Source organism: Bradyrhizobium sp. RDI18 (assembly GCF_043203335.1).
Taxonomy (GTDB): Bacteria; Pseudomonadota; Alphaproteobacteria; order Rhizobiales; family Xanthobacteraceae; genus Bradyrhizobium; species Bradyrhizobium retamae.
Window position 1 is genome coordinate 2,541,852 of sequence record NZ_JBICRN010000008.1, and the last position, 17,593, is coordinate 2,559,444.

Genomic DNA, 17,593 nt, shown 5'->3' on the forward strand with positions numbered 1-17,593 from the left:
GCGAATAGGAGCGACCATGAATACCTTATTGGCAGAGCGAGCACGCAACGACGCTTATGATATCCCGCTGGACCACCTCGATGTGAGCGAGCCCAAGCGTTTCCAGGATGATACCATATGGCCATACTTTGAGCGGCTGCGAAGGGAAGATCCGGTTCACTACTGTAAGGACAGCCTGTACGGCCCATATTGGTCAGTAACAAAATATCGCGATATTATGGCCGTGGACACGAACCATAAAGTGTTCTCGTCGGAATCAGCTGCAGCTGTCAGCATAGTCGACATGGCCGAGGAGTATCGGCTTCCGAGTTTTATTCAGATGGATCCTCCCAAACATGACGAGCAGCGGAAGGCTGTCAGTCCGATCGTTTCACCGGCAAACCTCGCCAAGCTTGAAGGTTTGATCCGGAGCCGCGTCAAAACAATTCTTGATGGCCTGCCGCGCAATGAAACCTTCAACTGGGTCGAAAAGGTTTCGATTGAGTTGACAACACAGATGCTGGCAGCGCTGTTCGATTTTCCGTTTGAGGATCGGCGACTGCTGACCTATTGGTCGGACGTGGCCACCACAGTACCGCAAGTAGGCCACGAGATCGACAGCTGGGATAAGCGAAGATCAATTCTCTCCGAGTGCTTGGCCTATTTCACACGGCTTTGGGGCGAACGGTTAGATGCCGAGCCACGGGAAGATCTGATATCGATGATGGCGAATTCGCCGGGGACTCGGAATATGGACCCGCGTGAGTTCCTCGGAACCCTCATTCTGCTGATCGTGGGCGGGAACGACACCACGCGAAATTCGATCAGCGGTGGCATCTGGTTCATGAACCAGAACCCGAACGAGTTGCGAAAGCTGCGGGATAACCCTGCCTTGGTGTCGAGCGCGGTGTGCGAGATTATCCGCTACCAGACGCCCATCGCGCACATACGTCGCAACGCGCTGGCCGATATCACGATAGGTGCCAAAACAATTAGGAAGGGTGAGAAAGTCATAATATGGTACATTTCCGGTAACCGCGACGACGAGGTCATCGAGAACGCGAACTGTTTCATCATCGATCGCAAAAATGTACGGCAACATCTCTCGTTCGGATTCGGCATCCATCGCTGCGTTGGTAATCGTCTTGCGGAGCTGCAGCTGAAAATCCTGTTGGAGGAGATCCTGACTAGGCGTCTGGACGTAAAGGTCATTGACGAACCGGAGCGAGTCGCGTCGAATTTCGTGCACGGCTACTCCGCCCTGCCAGTGCGGATCGTTGCTTAGGGCCGGGGTGCACAGCTCACTCGAGGGACAACGCCTGCGAGGGGCAGATCTCGGCCCAGAGCGAGACACCGGTACTCGAAGTGCAGAGACAATATGGATGATAGGAAGCCTGTCCAGGTGGTCTCTGGTTAAGCGCCAAGCCTGATTCCTTGCGGGGCTATGAGCACCTGATAGTTGACCCTGAAGATTGACGAGGCGCACCTTCGCCCCCGAGGTGCAGGACTACGCGGTTGAGGCCCAACGGTCGCTTTTGGTCGTAGGGCTAGTGCGGGAGGTGCTTGATCTTTCGGCGAAGCCAAGCCGCCGCCGCGGAGCGGCGCGGGCAAGAGGCCGAACAGGGGTGCATGGCTGAAGGCCACAAAAAGAGCAGCAGGACGCCAGCACCGCCGAAGCGGGCCCGACGGCACGGCGCAACGCAACTTCAACGATCCGGACATCCGCACAAGGACCAAGGACCGTTAAATCCGACGTACAACGGCGCAAGCCGCAGTAAATGCGACGGCGCAGACGCACACCCTTGACAGCAACGGCAGCGATCAGGACGCAGTTCGTTCCGTTGCTCGATGCCATGAAGGCTAACCTCAAGAGCAATCCGGAGGCCGTTTCGGCCGACGCCGGCTCCTGCTCGGGGTCAGATATTTTGTGTAAGAGGCCTCTGTGAAGGTTGAATTGTGGTTGTTACTTGCCGGACATTGTAACCCATCCCATGGTGGCTAACAGTGGCCGGGCAGCAAGCTCTGTCAAGGCCGCGGCCGCCGCAGGCGGGGCCCGCAGGTCCGCCTTTACAGAGCTTGCTGATCGGCCAAACTCGGGCCGCCGGATAAGACGGCTGATCGACACTTTGGTCATCGCGCCGATCCCGGAAAACCCGAGCAGAACTGAATGGCGAACTGGCCCATGGCGGAAGTCCATTCGACGCCTCGCCGCCACCTCAATCCGGCGTTCTTGATGGCGAGATAAAACAGCTTCAACGCCGCCTCGTCGTTGGGAAAGCTGCCGCGGATCTTGATGATCTTGCGCAAGCTGCGGTGCAGCGCCTCGACCGCGTTGGTGGTGTAGATCATCTTGCGGACGCCGGGAGCAAACGCGAAGAACGGCACGACCTGTTCTCAGGTGCGGCGCCAGGCCTTGGCCAATCGCCGGATAGCGCTTGCCCCATTCGTCCTCGAACTCCTCGAGCCGGACCAGCGCCATGTCGGCATTCTCGGCCCGGTAGACTGCCATGATCGCAGGCAGGATCGCCTTGCGATCCTTCCAGGCGACAAACGCCAGGCTGTTGCGGATCAGGTGCACGATGGGGTCGTTGAAGAAGCCCGCTTTTTGACGCGCCCTTGCCGCACGCCCGCTGGCCGTGCTTCAGCTGAGGCGATCCTTTGATGATGAAGCCGATCGTCAACGCGGGCCGCTAGCATGAGCAAAATGGCGAAGAGTACTGCGGCCAACCGCTTCAGATTGATGGCAGCGGCAGTCAGGAAAGCCTGGATGCGCATGTTGTCCTTGCCGCGGCGTATGGCACGAGCAAGACCGTGCCAACTCTTGGCTTCGCCATGGATGCCCTCGACCCGCCAGCGATGACGCCGATAGAGATTGTGTTCATTTTTGCCCCATCTGAGCCTCTTGCGTCGCGCCCGAAGCAATGACGGGTGATTGATATTGAACACGACCACACGCGCATGGCGGGAAAGGCTCACGCAGCGCGACCGCAGCGGGCAGGCTCGACAGTCTTTGCTGCTCGCGTGGAAGTGTTGGAAAGAGCCCCGTTGCAGCTTGCCTTTGGGACGCAGGATCTTGCCGGTTGGACAACGCACCAAGTTGTGCTTGGCATCGAGCTTGAAGCGCCTCGTCGGTATCACCTTGCCAGGCAACTGTTCGGTTTTTGCCGGCACAATGGCTTCGATCTTACGGTCCTCGAGCGCCCGGAAAACCTTGGCATACGCATAGCCCGCATCCATGGTCGCCGTCTTGATATCGACGCCGGTTGTAGCGGCGATTGCATCTAGCCGAGCCTCGATCGCCATTCCTTCGTTCTCCTCGCCTGTCGCGACCTCGACATCAAGAACAACGCCCGCCAGATCGTCGACCGCTGTGTGCTGCTTGTAGGCAGGCTCCAGACGACGATTGCGGCTGCTGGTGGCCATGGTCGCATCGGGATCGGTTGTGCAGATCTTTTTGTGTTTGCCGCTCTGACGATCCTTCCATTCGAACTCGGATAGGTCGGCTGCTTCGACATCGGCGATATGGCGCACCGCCAAGGCGTCCCAACTCACGTTCGCGCGGATTAACGAGGCGTCGATGTGAACGATCTCGCCGGCCGCAATCTTAGCTGCGATGCATGCCTTAACCGTGCGTTTGAAGATGTTGCGGAAGCGCTCAGCGCCCCAGCGCTGGCGAATGCGCGTCAGCGACGAGTGGTCGGGCAGCACCTCGTGCAGACCATAGCCTACGAACCAACGGATCGCCAGGTTGACCTGCGCCTCGCGCAGCAGCCGTCGGTCATGGATGATTCCCAGCAGAAAGCCGGCAAGCATAAGCCGAACAGCCACTTCCGGGTCGATCCCCGGGCGTCCGTTATCTGTGCAGTAGAGATCGGCGACCTCGTCACGCAGCCACGAGAGGTCCAACACGCGATCGACGCGAGCGAGGATGTGGTCGTCTGGAACGAGCTGTCGCAACGAACCGGTGATGAACAGCTCCAGCTGATCGCGCTCTTTCCGACCCAGCATCCTGCCCACCTCGCAGATCAAAGAGAACCGGCGGGATCAGTGAATCGACGACCGCAGACTTCTTCAACGACCCCAATGCAGGTCTGCACCACGGTCTGCGGATAGACCGATCGCCTCGGGAAAGCCCTTGAAACCCATCGACCACCGCGATCAGGATATTGTTGACGCCATGCGTCTTCAGGTCGTTGATGACCTTGAGTCAGAAATTGGCGCCTTCGGTCTGCTCAATCCACAGGCCCAGAACCTCCTTCTCGCCGTCCGGATTGAGCGCCAGCGTGACATAGACGGCCTTGTTCTTAACCATGCCTTCATCGCGAATCTTGACCCGCAGCGCGTCGAAAAACACCACCGGTTAGACCGGGTCGAGCGGGCGGCTTTGCCATTCCCGGACTTCGTCGAGAACCGCGTCGGTCACCCAGCTGATCAAATCCGGCGAGACTTCGGCCGCATAAAGATCAGATAAATGCCCCTTGATCTCGCGCACCGTCATGCCGCGCGCGTAGAGGCTCAGGATTTTGTCGTCGAAGCCGTCGAAACGGGTCTGGCCCTTGGCGATCAATAGCGGCTCGAAGCTGCCGGCCCGGTCGCGTGGCACAGCTATGTCGATCTCGCCGTCCGCGGTCAGGAGTGTTCGCGCTGGTCCCTTTGCGGCTATTGCCGCTGCCGCGGCCGGCCAGTTCCCCCTTCTCGTAGCCAAGATGATCGCTCAGCATCTCGCTCGGCTCATCCCAGCCCGAAATCAGTTCTTCGCCGTCGACTAGATAGATCGACCTCGGCTAGGAAGTGCGTCGCGATCCCAGCCGAGACGAATGTCGCTGAACGATGGCCGTGGATGATGCGGTCACCAAAGCGAGACCCCTTCTCATATCGTCACTAAGCAGTTCCAGGCTCGTTCATTTACTAGTCGGCGCCGCGGTTGCTTGGACAAGAACCGCCATATTTCCAGGCTCGTGCTGGTTCCTCCACATTTTGCTGTGTGCGCGCGGAATTTCGGCCCACGTGAAGACTTCGGACAGACAGGGATCTATGCGCCGTTCAAAAACAAGGCGATTCGCTTCCCACGCTTGATATGGATTCGCGTAGTGGCTGCCCTGGATTCTTTTCTGCCGCATCCAGATAAAGCGCGCATCCATGGTGAAGTTGTAACCTGAGGTCCCACCACAGAAAACAACCATTCCGCCTCGTTTCACGACTAAGCAACTAACTGGAAATGTCGTTTCTCCTGGGTGCTCGAAGACAATGTCTACGTCGTTGCCCTTTCCTGTGATCTCCCAAATGGCTCTCCCAAACCGGCGCACCTCTTTCATGTAATCACTGTAAATGGCATTCTTTCCGATATCAGGAAGCCGCCCCCAACACTCGAAATCCTTTCGATTTATTACACCCTTGGCTCCCAAAGAGTTCACATACTCACGCTTCGACTCGTGAGAAACGACGCCGATCGCATTGGCCGCCGCCACGGTGACAAGTTGAACTGCCATCGAGCCAAGCCCACCAGACGCTCCCCACACTAATACGTTTTGACCTGGTCGCAGGGCGTGTGGGTGATGACCAAACAACATCCTGTATGCAGTGGCCAGCGTGCCCATATAGCAGGCGCTCCCTTCCCAACTTAGGTGCGTTGGCCGAGGTAGTAACTGACGCGATTGAACGCGTGCGAATTGCGCAAACGATCCGTCCGGAGTTTCATATCCCCAAATCCTCTGAGAAGGCGAGAACATGGGATCGCCGCCATTGCACTCGACATCATCGCCGTCGTCCTGATGACAATGGAGAACTACTTCGTCACCAACCCTCCATCTTTTCACGCGATCTCCGACCGCCCAAACAATTCCCGCAGCATCGGAACCGGCTATGTGATGAGCATGCCGATGCATGTCGAAGGGCGAGACCGGCAGCCCGAGAGCCGCCCATACACCATTGTAGTTCACGCCAGCAGCCATAATCATGACCAAGGCGTCGTCTGGTCCTACCGCCGGCGTATCAAGCACCTCCACTTGCATTGCGGTCTGCGGATCGCCGTGCCGCTCCCGGCGTATGACCCAAGCATACATTTGCTTTGGTACATGACCCAATGGCGGAATTTCCCCGATCTCGTAAAGATCCTTTGCGACTACCCCGACGTAGTTCGCCACGGCCGGGTAGGAGCCGCTGTGTTGACTGATTCCGCTCACGTGTACCTCGATACAAATTAAAATGGACAGCCGCACCGATGAGTCCGGCTAGTCACGCTCGACTCCTCGCACCCACGTCAGGCGACCGCGCCTGATCACTCGGATGGTTGCACGTCACAGCCGCAGCACAATGCCGAGATCGCCCTCAGCGGTTCAAGCTCCGGATATGAAAACAGCCGCGAGCGCTTGCCCGCAACATGTTCATGAGCCCGTGCGACAGCGCAACGACTGTTTATTGGCCTCCGAAGCCCAACATTTATCGGCGAGAGGCCAAAGCAACCGAATTCGGTTTTCAGACGAACGGCGCTCCCTGCAATCCAATGCAAATTCTATCGGCGAGCGCTTCCGTATCTAGGGATACGAGTAATACGCAACTGTGACTTTCGCACATCTCGATCAGGACCATCCATCCTCCGACTCTGGGCGAGTTGCATTTTCCTGAGAATTTCGGAAATGCCATCTCAGAGGAGAAGAATAGAACAAAATTGATGGGAGTCTGCTCCCGTTTCTGGTAGGAAGCAAAACAACCGCTTCGCCTTGCATATTCGCTCAAATCTTCTTAAGACTGGAAAGTTGGAGCTAAATGGCTCCTGCCACTACTGCGTTCACCTGAGGAAATTACCTCGTCGTTTCGCTGAGTGCGACAAACTTATGTATCAAAGCACTCTCCCACCAGGATCAGCCATATGTTACTGTCAAGCAGTTCGCGAACATTGTTTGGCGAAGCACACCATATGCCGTTCCGCTGGCGTGTCGCGAACCTAACGCGTGCGCTGGTGTGCGACTCCTTGCTCATGGCTTAAGCAAATGACCGGTCGCCATGGTCAATCCGAGAAACAGCGCGACGTCCGCGTACCGGGCGCATCGTCGGCGAGGTCGACGTGTCGTTCACTGCACCTTCGGATCGTCAATCTTTTTTCCACGCATGGCGTATGCGCAGCACAAAAAGCCTCATACCATTGTACCATCAGCTTCCGCCCATAACGTCAGAATGACGATCAGCCGTGGCATGTTGGCCATCAGCTTCGCCGCATCTGAGAGCGAACCGCGGATCCGTCAACAGATAGGGGCGACGATGGCTTTCGTCAGGGGCGCCAGCTTCTTGGGCGTGACGGTGAGAGCAAATCACGTGCCGCTGGACACGGTACACATTCAATGGCGCATGGCGGGATCCTTGCGATCATCTCCACGCGATCACGATATCAATGGTGCCAGCGAGGTCGTTTTGAGCTACAAAAGCCTTGAACGGGTCGCGCTCGACGGCGTCATAGGACCTTCGTTTCGTCGGCCAAGTCCACCGAATATTTGAGGTTGCTTGCATGGTGTCACCGCGGTAACGGCAAGGTTGTATCAGCACTTGCAGAGCACAACGAGGAGATGAGAAGATTTACCGAGAACTGGGAGGTTCGAGGGACATCGACCGTCTGCGCGCGACGGGGCCGCGAGTATGTCTCTTTAGATTTTTTAAAGCGCAATCACAGGACGAGATTGCTGTCAGGCAGCGGCCGCCAGCTTGCAGAATTGTGTACGGTTCAGATGATCGTTCACTCGCCGCTGCGACGAGTAGATGCCGCCCGCGTAGCAATGCAGACGCACCGTCATCATCATCCGCGGCTCGAAGAGCGGCTGGCCGAGTGCGCTGAGGTAGCGCGGAAATTGCCACAAGATCAAGCCCCTCCCGCACCAGACCATCCGCGACAATGGTCGTTAGCCTGCACGCCGGGCGGCGGAAGCTGCGCATCGTCAACCTTCCAGGCAAAAATCCGTGCTCATAGCTCCGCAAGCAATCAGACTCGCCCGAACTGACCAGCGACTACCTGGGCAGGCTCCTAGTTGTCTGTGATTCTCAGCGCTGGCCGTCGGGTATCCGCACCCGGAGGTCGCCCACCGCGTGGGTTATCCGGATCTGGCAGGCAAGCCTCGAATTTGATTCTGCCGCTGATGCGAAATTCAAAAGCTCCTCGAAAACGGATTAACTATGGCCAAATGTCTACCTCACGTTTTGCGAGTAGACTGAGCAGCAGAGCTGGTCTCTGGTAATCGACAGGTCGTGCTCACGGTCGATCATCGCTTTGCGCTCAGCAATCCGCCTTGGTGAGCGCACCTTCTAATAAATCGTTCTCCAGCGTCAGCTCTCCAATTTTGGCGTGCAGCGACTTCATGCCAATGGCGGATAGCGCCGCCGCCGCGCTGTTGCTCCACGGACCGAACACATCGGCGGCCCCGCCCTCAAGTTGGGCTTTCCACGACGTGATCTGATTGGGATGCACGTCGAACTGCTCCGCCAATTGAACCAGCAATTCGATCGCCCTTCACGGCGGCCAGCGCCACCTTCGCGTTGAAAGCCGGTGTGTGGTTCCGGCGTGCTCGTCTCGTCATCGTCTCTCCTGATTTGCAGCCAATCTTGCCCGCCGTCAGACAGAACTCCAGTTATCGCCCTGTTCAGATTTCCGGAGCCGGCTCTCCTTGCGCTATCGGCGATGAGCTGCGTCATGAGCTAGTTATGAGGATAGTACGGCATTAACAAGGATCGAGACACTACCTACTTTCGGTGAGGAATATTGCATTCTCTATTTGAGAAAGGGGTGTTGGATGTATCAGCATTCAACGACTGCAGCGTTGACATTGAGCGATAGCGCGATCGATGGGGTGCGGCTTCCGGCGGATGACGTTGCCTGGCCGGTTCGACGATCCCGGAACCGCTGTCGAGCACCCTCTTTCACCAACCGCATGGGCAGGAAGGCCTGCCACGCACTCCCTGCCACTATCACCACCGCTTTCATCGACGACACGAAGGATTTGGAGATGCCCTGATGTGAAGCTCGCCGCAGCGTTCAAATCATTCGCGAGACTCCCAACGTCCTACCGGCAATCGTCAGACCCCGAACGCTTGCAATCTCAAAACACCCGCTCAACGGCTTGGGCACTTTTCACGAACGACTGCTTACACCTGCGTGAACTGATTGAGCGGCTGTTTAAGACCGAGGTTCTCCCTTAATGTTTGTCCGGAGTACCCGGATCTGAATTTCCCGCGTAGCCGCAATTCGGGGACGACGAGCTCAACAAAATCTTTGAGTCCGTCGGGAAAGGTTGCCGGCAACACGTTAAATCCGTCAGCCGCATGTTGATCAAATGCATCCACCATTGCGTTGGCAATTTCGTCCGGTGTTCCAACAACCATGAGGTGTCCAAGGCTGTCCGATGCCAAGCGGATCAGTTGTCTCCAGGTGAATTTGTGGCGTGCCGCGAGGTCGAGGAGGAGGTTCTGACGACCCTTGGCGAAATTCGTCTCCGGCAACGCCTCTGGGACCTGTGCGTCGAGATTCGTTGAACGCAGGTCGATAACAGACCCTAGCAACCGATTGGCCGTCCCAATTTGTACATCGATGTGGGTATACGATTGTAGTCTGTGAAGCTTCTCAGACGCTTCCTGCTTGGTCCTCCCAACGATCGGGACAATGCCCGGCATGACCAGCACCTGATCGTCCTTCCGCCCAAGTGCGCGCGCTTTCTCTTTGAGAGTTGCGTAGTATCGTCTACCGTTCTCTAAACAAGGTTCGGCCGTGAAAATGACCTCGCCGACCTCCGCAGCGAGCGCTATTCCGGCATCGGATGAACCGGCCTGAACCAAAACGGGATAGCCTTGCGGCGGCCGTGCGATGTTGAGTGGCCCCCTGACTGATAAGTAGTCCCCTCGGTGGGCAAGCACATGCAGCTTCGTGGTGTCAGCGAAAATACCACTTTGCTTGTCACGAATGAAAGCGTCGTCTTCCCACGTATCCCAAAGACCCTTAACAACTTCTACGAATTCTCTCGCTCGAGCATAGCGCGTGCCATAATCTGGAAGTTCCTTTTCGCCGAAATTTGCGGCTTCGCCCTTGAATCCCGAGGTGACAATGTTCCAGCCCGCACGTCCCCGCGATAAGTGGTCAAGTGAGGCGAACATGCGTGCAAGATGATACGGTTGGTGGTACGTCGTCGTCGCTGTCGCGACAAGGCCGATGTGTTGTGTTCTCGATGAAAGCGCCGACAACATCGTGATTGGCTCGAACCCCGCGCTCCGGCTTACACGAGCTATGGTTGCATGATCCTCATATATGACGCTTGGGCTATCGGGGAGAAATACGAAGTGAAATGCCGCCCCTTCGGCAAGTGCTGCAAGATGGGCATAATAGTCGATATCAACTGCGCCATTCGGTGGCACGCTCGGATCGAGCCATGCACCCTCGTGATATCCCAGCGACCAGAGCATCACTCCGAGCTTCATTTCACTATCGCGCCGCATGTCGTACCTCCTTTGAATTGGACGATCCTCGCGCACCGGTTAGACTGGTGGGTCGAGTTCATTGGCGTCACAGAGCGGCGTCCCTCAATGCTCAACTTCTGTAGCCACCAGAGATCCCAACGAGCGTGCCTTCCGACAAAGTCGCTCCGACACACATCCTCTGACGCCACGGTTTAAAGGGGCTCCGATCAAAGATTTTCCAAAGATTGTCAAACCTCCCCTTTCGACTTTCGAGAGAGACTGTCGCAGAAGGCATCGCCGCGCTGCGCGATCGCTTCAAAGAGAAAGTACAGGTTGCGTTTGGAGCAGGCCTAAGCGCGCAGGATTTCTGCAGGTAGCGGGCGAGCGCATCGATCAGAGCCATTGGCGAGAACAGATTGTGGTCGATGCTGCATTCCGAACTCCTTCCAGGTAACTTTTGACCCGCCTGACCGTTGTATAGCGGGTAGGTGACATGGTTCTGTATCTAGATCAATTACTAGCGCTGGTAGTTGACCGGCCGCGAATTGTGCTTCTTGAGCCGGTGGCCGGCAACGTTTTTCATCACCCGCACATCGGTGGCGGTGTCGAGCGCATCAGACACAAGCCTTGCGGTCCGCTAGTCGTTGTTCGCAAAACTCACCGCCTGCTGGGTACCTGCAGCGAATTCGCGAGATTCGCACTGCGTACGACGTCCTACTTATTTTCGACGAGGTCGTCACCGCGTTCGGCAGGTGCGGTGCGCTAAAGCATTAGAAGGAAATTTACAACACCTTCATGGCAGCCGGTCTTCCTGAGTACACGCCGGAATTTCCCACGATATACGTATTCTATACGTATTCTGCGCACCTGGTCGCTTGCGCAGCCGGTATAGCTGCACTCGGTATTCTGCTGCGCGACAGACTTATAGCCCACGTGAGCTCGTTAGCGCCCTACTTCGAAGTGGCTGTGCACAGCCTCAGGGGCACCAAGCATGTCAAGGATATTCGCAACTATGGAGCGACAAACAGGGTGAGAGCGGCGCGTCAATCAACATGAGACGAGGCGGCCGAGTAAGGCGATGTTTGACGCTGGCCGCCGGTTTGGCAAGCTTTGATTGATGCTGCGCGACAATCAAGCAGCATTGCTGGCGTCAATGACCGCTCTGTCGAGCTCGGATGGAGTTGAGTGGACACGTGGCCGACCTGGGCCGCGCCTGCGATCGAGGACAACTCTCGACATTCATCTCGAGGATCGTGGCGTGGTGCACCAGGCGATCGATGGCCGCCAGCGTCATTGCTTGGTCGGGGAAGAGGCGCCCCCACACGCCGAACGGCTGATTGGCCGTGATCAGTAGCGAGCGATGCTCGTAGCGCTAAGCGATCAGCTCGAACACTACGCTGGTCTCCGCCTGATCCTTGCTCACATATGTGATGTCGTCGAGGATCAGGAGGTCATAGCGGTCAAGTTTGGTGATCGCGGACTCCAGCGCCAGTCACGCCGCGCCACCTGCATGCGCTGCAACAGATCGGTGGTGCGCGTGAAGAGAACACGCCAGCCGTCCTTGACGAGCCAGGCCGATCGCTGCCCCGAGACGGGTCTTGCCTCCGCCAGGTGGACCAAACAGCAGCAGATTGGCCCCGTTCTTCAACCAAACGTCGCCGGTGGCGAGCGCCATTACCTGCGCCTTTGACAACATCGGCACACTCCCGACGTCGAACATGGTGAGCGTCTTGCCGGCCGGTAGCCGTGCTTCCGCCATGTGTCGCTCGATGCGACGGCGGCACGATCCGCGGCCTCGTGCTCGGCAAGGGCCGCGAGAAGCGGGCAGCGGGCCAACCTTACTTGTCCGACTGCGCGGCGAGCGTCGGCCAGATTGCCTTGACGCCGGGCAGTCGCAGCTCATTGAGCAGCAACTCGACGCGCGCGGCATCGATGGAGGTCGCTATACCGATCATGCCGCTTCTCCCTCGTTCGAGCGAGCTGACACCATGCCGACGGAGGCCAATTCGTCGTAGACATCGAGCCGCACCAGCTTGACGGCGACAGTCGGGATCGAGGTCTTCTCAGGTCGGAAGCGATCGCGCAGCGAGGCAAGATCGGGTAACCGTCCGGCATCGAGATCAGTCGCGATCACCTCGGCAAGCTCGGCTTCGCAGGCACGCTCGTGGGCCAGCGCCAGAAGCTCGACCGTCACCTGCAGGCGCGCCGATCGTCACCGTGTTCCCGCAAGATCTCGAACAGACGTTTGTACGCCGTACGCGGGAAGAGCTGGTCGCGATAAACGAGGCTGGCGAGCGCCATCGACTTGCGCCACAGGGCATGGATGACGTGCCGGTAATCAACGACATGCCCGCCCTGGCTCTCCGATACAGACCGGCCGCGCCGCAGCGTACCGACCGACGTGACGCCGAGGAAGCATTCGAGCCGATCGTCGAAGATACGCACGCGCAGGCGATGTCCGATCAGTCTTGAAGGAACAGTGTAGAACACGCGCCGCAGGATGAAGCCGCCTGACGACGTCACCGGGATCACTTTTTCCTCGAAGTCGGTCGTGCGGCCCGTCGGCAGCGGCGCCAGCGCCTCCTTCTCGAGCGCGATCCGCTTGGCGAGGTTTGCGTTGCGCCGGCCGACAATTCGTCGACAAAAGCCCAGTAGGCATCGAGACCGGCGAAGTAGCGTGCGCCGGGCAGCAGCAGTGCATACTTGAGCGCTCGTTTGAGATCACCGTGCGCACTCTCGATCGCGCCGTTCTCGTGCGCGATGCCCGCATTGTTGCGCGTTGGCTTCATACCGTAGTGGCCCATTAGCGCGGCGTAGCGCTGTGTCGGATCCTCGCGCGCGTCGGCCGCGAGATTACGGAACGCCCCCGACAGGCTGTCGCTGCGATGCTCCCGCGGCACACCGCCGAGCGCCCACAGGGCGTTCTGCAAGCCCTTGGCCAGGGCAACGAAGCTTTCGCTGCCGAGCACGACATGCGCATGCTCGAAGCCCGAGAACGCCAGCCGGAAGTGATAGAGCCGGTGCTGGAGCGCCTCACTCGCGATGCTAATGCCGAGCGCGCTTGTGTCGGTGAAGTCGGACAGACCGAGACGGCCAGGCTCGTGCTCCTGGCGGAAGATCACGTCTTGTTCGGGGCCGTTGAGCGCCCGCCAGGCATTGATGCGCCGCTCCAGCGTGCGTCAGATGTTGGGGTGAGGTCGGGATGGCGTCAGCGCAGTTCGTTAAGTACGCCGATCACGCGAATGCCGGGCGCAGCCTTCAGGATTGGGATGATATCGGCGTCCCAGTAGGGGCGCGAGCGGATCAGGCCGTCGTCGGCCCCTCGGCGCCTTCTTCTGTGATGGCAGGCGCGAGTCGTCTTCTTGGCCGCGGCGGCCTCGGGGGACAGTGTCAGTTGGTAGTTCATGTACAGCCTCATCTGGTGGTCGGTTATGTGAAGGCCAGGCAAGGCATCGATTCCCTCTTGTCGAGACGAATCAACAGCTTGCACCAGCAGCACCCGGCCGCCAGACGAGTCCGAAAAGCGCGTCGCGGATGGGGCCGGTCCTCCGGTCGGGCTACACCCTCCGTTCGGTTCGGCCCCATCGGCGCAGTCTCACCCTGATTGGGTTCTTCCGCACATTTGGTGCAGCATGAGCGATCGGGGTTGGATAGGTTGCCCGGTCGCTCTCAAGCAGCCAGGAGGACGCGTCGACGCAATAGCGGGTAGCTTGCCCGGCCATACATTTGTCGTTTGATGGCTTTGATCCTGCTGATCTGGCCTTCGACCGGACTGGTTGTCCAGGAGGTAGTTATTGCCGCTCGGACCGCGTCGATGTCGCGCGCGATGCCGTTGGCGAAGCTCTTGAGCTCGCTGTTGGCTGCTTGTGTGATCCATTCATCGAGCTCGGCGATGTCGTTGCCACTGAGAAGGGACACAAACCGCTTCGCCAGATCGGCCGCCGTGGCGAGTTCCGGAGCTTGCGCAAATAGATGGCCGAGGAACAGCCTGGCTTCAGCATCGATCTGATCCGGATCCTGGCTCAAGTACCAAGCACAGCGACGATGCGTGGGAGCTTTCCAGGTCGGGTGCGGTTGTGCTGTTCCTCCCGCGTCTGCATGTGCACGCCTGTCAGCGGCCCATCGCGCGACGGTCACCCGACTTCCACTATAACCCCGTTGCTGAAGCTCCCGCCAAAGCTGCTGGCCCACCTGGCAGCCGGAGGCCCACCGCGCTTCGAGCCATGCCGCGAAGGGCGCGAGAAGATGTGAAGGTCGGTGAGGACGCGAATGCTCCGGTTCGCCGCCAGCGGCCAGCCAGCGCTGAACAGTGCGCCTGTTGACGCCGAGCAGTTGGGCGATCCTGAATGTCGGGCAACCTTGCTGGCGTAGGCGACAGATTTCATCCCAGCGTTCGCGTCGCGCAGGCCTTTCGATCCGCCCGCAACTGTGCAAGGCCGGGCGGCGGCGCGGAACTGCCGGTCTTCGCTCGTTGCGCGGACGCCATGATTTGCACGGCGGCGGCTACGTTGTGACGATGGCGGCCGACCGCGTGGCGCAGGGCCTCACCCAGACTGTTGAGCAGGTGCCAGGTGCCAGCGGTCCGCCACCTGCACCGCGTCGGGGACGCCGCAGCGTGCGCCATCAGCATAAAGTCCCGCACGATCGCGGGCGACGACCTTGATCTCCGGCCAGCGCTTCAGCCAGCGCGCAACACTGCCGGCGTTACGATCGGGAAGCAGATCGAGCACGCAATTGCGCTCCAGATCGCAGATGATCGTTCCATATCGCTGGCCACGACGCCAAGCCCAATCGTCGATGCCGACGACGGTCGGGGCAACGAAATCCGGCAAGGGAGCCGACTGAATCATTCGGAGCAAGGTGTCGCCGCTGACCGGCATGGCCAGTTTGCGCGACAGGCGAGAGCCGGGCTCACCGCCGACCGCAAAGCCGATCGCCAGCTGGCTCTCGCCGAGGCGGGTTGTGCGTCTTGCTTTCGGCCGCACCGTTGCCGGTAGCCGCTCAGTGAATATCCGACGCGGGCATTGCGGATTCGCGCATCGAAAGCGTCGCGCCTGAAGCCGGATTTCGACAACCCGATCCTGCCATGGCAGATCGGCTAAGCGTCGCTCGTAATGGCTGTGGACGCGACCCGTCTGGCCGCCGCAACAGGGGCAGAGCGAGGCCGCTGACTTCGGCCGAGCCACGAGCACCACCCTGTCGGTCTGGGGAAGGATCTGGACAATCGAAAGCTCGGGGGAAACCTGTGAGCGGAAGGCATGGAGCAAGGCGAATCACGGACGTCGACTGCGATTCCGAACTTATGCCCTTATTCGCAGTGTTCGTGAAGCCAGCACCCTGCACCAAATGTGCGGAAGAACCCCTGATTGTCGCTGAGTTCTCACCCTGATCGCCGCCGCCCATCGCAACTGCGGGCTAGCAGCCGGACTCTCCTTTGAGGCAGTGCCCGGCGAACCGGCACGGCGCCCGTTGAAGTTGCCATAGCATCCTGGCGCAAGGGCTTTTACGTTCGCTAAGGGGGCGACACCATCCAGCTTGCGCCCCGTTCATTACTGAGAAACACGCGATCGATCGGCTCGTCAACGCCTTGGGCAGCGCTCGTGGAAACCGGTTGAGGTTTGCACCATGAATATCGACCATCAGATTTCCGGAAAGGCAGTGTCCGGCCGTAGCGGCCGCGCCTCGAACGTAACAACTCAGCCACTGGCCGCGTGACCGAGCACTTGGCGCTAACAGCGAATGCCTTCGAAGTCGACGCCGCTGTGCACCGCCTTCCCCCGCCTCCATTGACAGCCCGCCTTTAATCAGCCGCTCGGGCGCCGGTGCCTGCACCACCGCCTGCTCATTTGCCGGCAGGCATATTTGGGGCGATGCGTCACCAGCACCCTGAACTGTCCCGGATCACGCCGAGCCGCTGCGAATTCTCTTCATCGATCACGAGAGCTGGGTCCACGACCCGTATTTCCAGTTCTTCACCGGCGAAGGGTTCTTCCAGCACGCTTTCCCGCACGAGCGCTCGGACCTCAGCCACTGGCGCAAGCGGCTCGGCGACAAGCTGGAGCTGCTGCTGGCCGAGAGCCTGCGGGTGGCGCATGAGGCGGGTGCATTGCGCAGAAGACCTCAAGCGGGTCACGGTCGGTCGAGTAGCCCCGGGGAATTGCACCCCGAGGCTCTCACGAAACCGGACGTGAACCTCTCGATTCATCCGGCTTCTATCTTCCGGCCGCAGGTCGAATGCCGACTCGCCACAAATAGAGTAGGTTCGGATCGCGCTGTGCGAGCCGTCCCAACCAATATACTGAGGCGACTTTCCGGCCTTTCAACCGCTTGTATTTCCGCCTCGTCCAACGGGCGAGCGCGTCGTTAACGTGACGAAGGACGTTGACACATTCCGTCCGGTAGAACCGTCCGTAATAGTTCAGCCATCCTTGCACGACAGGATCAATCAGCTTGGCGAGTTCTTCAAGACTCCAGTGGTTTCGCGTTGAACCCAGTCGCCATGAGCGAATGGTTTGTCGGATTCCTTTGGCAGCCTTGTTGCTGATTGCCGGGAGGAAGTTGAGGAACTTCTCGCCCTTTCGATCGCGAGCGCTGCGCGGCTGGAAGGTGTAGCCAAGGAAGTCGAACGAGATGTGTTCGCATTCCTTTCTCCGTTTATTATCCTTGCAGTAGACGATCCGGGTTTTCTCCGGGTGGAGCTCCAGACCGCATTCCGCAAGACGTGTCCGGATCGCCTCCATCACGGTTCGAGCCTCGCTTTCAGTTCTGCAATGGACTATCGCATCGTCAGCGTATCTTTCGAAACACAAACAAGGGAAGGTCCGCTGCATCCAGTGATCGAATGCATAGTGCAGAACCAAATTTGCGAGCAGCGGTGAAACCACTGAACCCTGAGGGGTTCCGCGTGTTCTCTCCACAAGGATTCCGTCTTCTTTCTCCACGGGAGCTTGCAGCCACCGCTTTACGTAGAGACAGATCCAGCTCAGTTCCGTATGGTGGGCGACGGCCTTTTCGATCAGGTGCCAAGGGATCGAGTCGAAGAACGACTTGATATCAAGGTCGATAACCCAGTCGAATTTCCAGCAACGCTTTCGCGCTGTCCCCACTGCGTCAAGCGCCGAACGGCCGGGCCGATAGCCGTAGGAGTCGGGATGGAATATTCGTTCCATCGTCGGCTCCATAACCA

The 17,593-nt window shown here is 58.8% G+C and carries 10 protein-coding genes and 7 pseudogenes; 3 read left to right on the forward strand and 14 right to left on the reverse strand.

The features are described 5' to 3' along the window. Nucleotides 1-16: 16 nt before the first annotated feature. The gene (locus ACFXS9_RS21410) at nucleotides 17-1,264 is read left to right on the forward strand and encodes a cytochrome P450 (RefSeq protein ID WP_392691823.1); all 1,248 of its coding nucleotides are present in this window, start codon (nucleotides 17-19) and stop codon (nucleotides 1,262-1,264) included. A gap of 845 nt (nucleotides 1,265-2,109) precedes the next feature. Here ACFXS9_RS21410 and ACFXS9_RS21415 read toward each other — a convergent pair. The 5 genes and pseudogenes from ACFXS9_RS21415 to ccrA form a co-directional block, all read right to left on the reverse strand. Beyond that, nucleotides 2,110-2,364: a transposase gene (locus ACFXS9_RS21415; RefSeq protein ID WP_392691826.1), complete on the reverse strand. Its 255-nt coding sequence runs from the start codon at nucleotides 2,362-2,364 to the stop codon at nucleotides 2,110-2,112. Nucleotides 2,365-2,446: 82 nt separating this feature from the next. After that, nucleotides 2,447-2,557, reverse strand: a pseudogene (locus tag ACFXS9_RS21420) (transposase); the annotation flags it as partial. Beyond that, on the reverse strand, nucleotides 2,548-3,987 hold the full coding sequence (locus ACFXS9_RS21425) for a transposase (protein WP_392691829.1): 1,440 nt from the start codon (nucleotides 3,985-3,987) through the stop codon (nucleotides 2,548-2,550). The gene ACFXS9_RS21425 and the pseudogene ACFXS9_RS21420, both read right to left, overlap by 10 nt. Nucleotides 3,988-4,061: 74 nt before the next feature. Next, nucleotides 4,062-4,697: pseudogene (locus tag ACFXS9_RS21430) on the reverse strand (IS256 family transposase); the annotation flags it as partial. A gap of 183 nt (nucleotides 4,698-4,880) precedes the next feature. Then, nucleotides 4,881-6,152 carry a crotonyl-CoA carboxylase/reductase gene (gene ccrA, locus ACFXS9_RS21435; protein ID WP_392699927.1) on the reverse strand — a complete coding sequence of 424 codons (1,272 nt, stop codon included), beginning with the start codon at nucleotides 6,150-6,152 and terminating at the stop codon, nucleotides 4,881-4,883. A 934-nt stretch (nucleotides 6,153-7,086) separates the two neighbouring features. Between ccrA and ACFXS9_RS21440 the strand changes: the two genes are divergently transcribed. Then, nucleotides 7,087-7,470 carry a hypothetical protein gene (locus tag ACFXS9_RS21440; protein WP_392691831.1) on the forward strand — a complete coding sequence of 128 codons (384 nt, stop codon included), beginning with the start codon at nucleotides 7,087-7,089 and terminating at the stop codon, nucleotides 7,468-7,470. 185 nt (nucleotides 7,471-7,655) lie between these two features. On the opposite strand, the gene ACFXS9_RS21445 is transcribed toward ACFXS9_RS21440, so the two are convergent. The 8 genes and pseudogenes from ACFXS9_RS21445 to ACFXS9_RS21480 form a co-directional block, all read right to left on the reverse strand. Continuing rightward, complete coding sequence (locus ACFXS9_RS21445; protein ID WP_392691833.1) at nucleotides 7,656-7,826, reverse strand: hypothetical protein; 171 nt, start codon at nucleotides 7,824-7,826, stop codon at nucleotides 7,656-7,658. Between the two features lie 367 nt (nucleotides 7,827-8,193). Continuing rightward, nucleotides 8,194-8,540 (reverse strand): annotated as a pseudogene (locus tag ACFXS9_RS21450) (transposase); the annotation flags it as partial. A 565-nt stretch (nucleotides 8,541-9,105) separates the two neighbouring features. Continuing rightward, nucleotides 9,106-10,446: an LLM class flavin-dependent oxidoreductase gene (locus ACFXS9_RS21455; RefSeq protein WP_392691836.1), complete on the reverse strand. Its 1,341-nt coding sequence runs from the start codon at nucleotides 10,444-10,446 to the stop codon at nucleotides 9,106-9,108. A 1,111-nt stretch (nucleotides 10,447-11,557) separates the two neighbouring features. Continuing rightward, nucleotides 11,558-12,362: pseudogene (istB, locus tag ACFXS9_RS21460) on the reverse strand (IS21-like element helper ATPase IstB). Beyond that, a pseudogene (gene istA / locus ACFXS9_RS21465) lies at nucleotides 12,359-13,825 on the reverse strand (IS21 family transposase). Before istA ends, istB begins: the two co-directional pseudogenes overlap by 4 nt. A 251-nt stretch (nucleotides 13,826-14,076) precedes the next feature. Beyond that, a complete protein-coding gene (locus ACFXS9_RS21470) occupies nucleotides 14,077-14,433 on the reverse strand; it encodes a transposase (protein WP_392691839.1) in 357 nt (118 codons plus the stop codon). Between the two features lie 518 nt (nucleotides 14,434-14,951). Further along, entirely contained in the window at nucleotides 14,952-15,602 is a 651-nt protein-coding gene (locus ACFXS9_RS21475) for an ISL3 family transposase (protein ID WP_392699929.1), read from the reverse strand. Nucleotides 15,603-16,185: 583 nt separating this feature from the next. Continuing rightward, nucleotides 16,186-16,354, reverse strand: a pseudogene (locus ACFXS9_RS21480) (IS66 family transposase zinc-finger binding domain-containing protein); the annotation flags it as partial. Here ACFXS9_RS21480 and ACFXS9_RS21485 point away from each other — a divergent pair. Beyond that, nucleotides 16,346-16,544 (forward strand): annotated as a pseudogene (locus tag ACFXS9_RS21485) (IS5/IS1182 family transposase); the annotation flags it as partial. The pseudogenes ACFXS9_RS21480 and ACFXS9_RS21485 sit on opposite strands and share 9 nt — an antisense overlap. 75 nt (nucleotides 16,545-16,619) lie before the next feature. On the opposite strand, the gene ACFXS9_RS21490 reads toward ACFXS9_RS21485, so the two are convergent. Continuing rightward, a complete protein-coding gene (locus ACFXS9_RS21490) occupies nucleotides 16,620-17,576 on the reverse strand; it encodes a reverse transcriptase domain-containing protein (protein ID WP_392691842.1) in 957 nt (318 codons plus the stop codon). Between the last annotated feature and the right edge of the window lie 17 nt (nucleotides 17,577-17,593).

Coding starts and splice junctions, on each gene's coding strand:
- ACFXS9_RS21410 (WP_392691823.1), top strand. CDS start 17: ATGAATACCTTATTGGCAGAGCGAGCACGCAACGACGCTTATGATATC.
- ACFXS9_RS21425 (WP_392691829.1), bottom strand. CDS start 3,987: ATGCTGGGTCGGAAAGAGCGCGATCAGCTGGAGCTGTTCATCACCGGT.
- ACFXS9_RS21440 (WP_392691831.1), top strand. CDS start 7,087: ATGGCGTATGCGCAGCACAAAAAGCCTCATACCATTGTACCATCAGCT.
- ACFXS9_RS21455 (WP_392691836.1), bottom strand. CDS start 10,446: ATGCGGCGCGATAGTGAAATGAAGCTCGGAGTGATGCTCTGGTCGCTG.
- ACFXS9_RS21490 (WP_392691842.1), bottom strand. CDS start 17,576: ATGGAACGAATATTCCATCCCGACTCCTACGGCTATCGGCCCGGCCGT.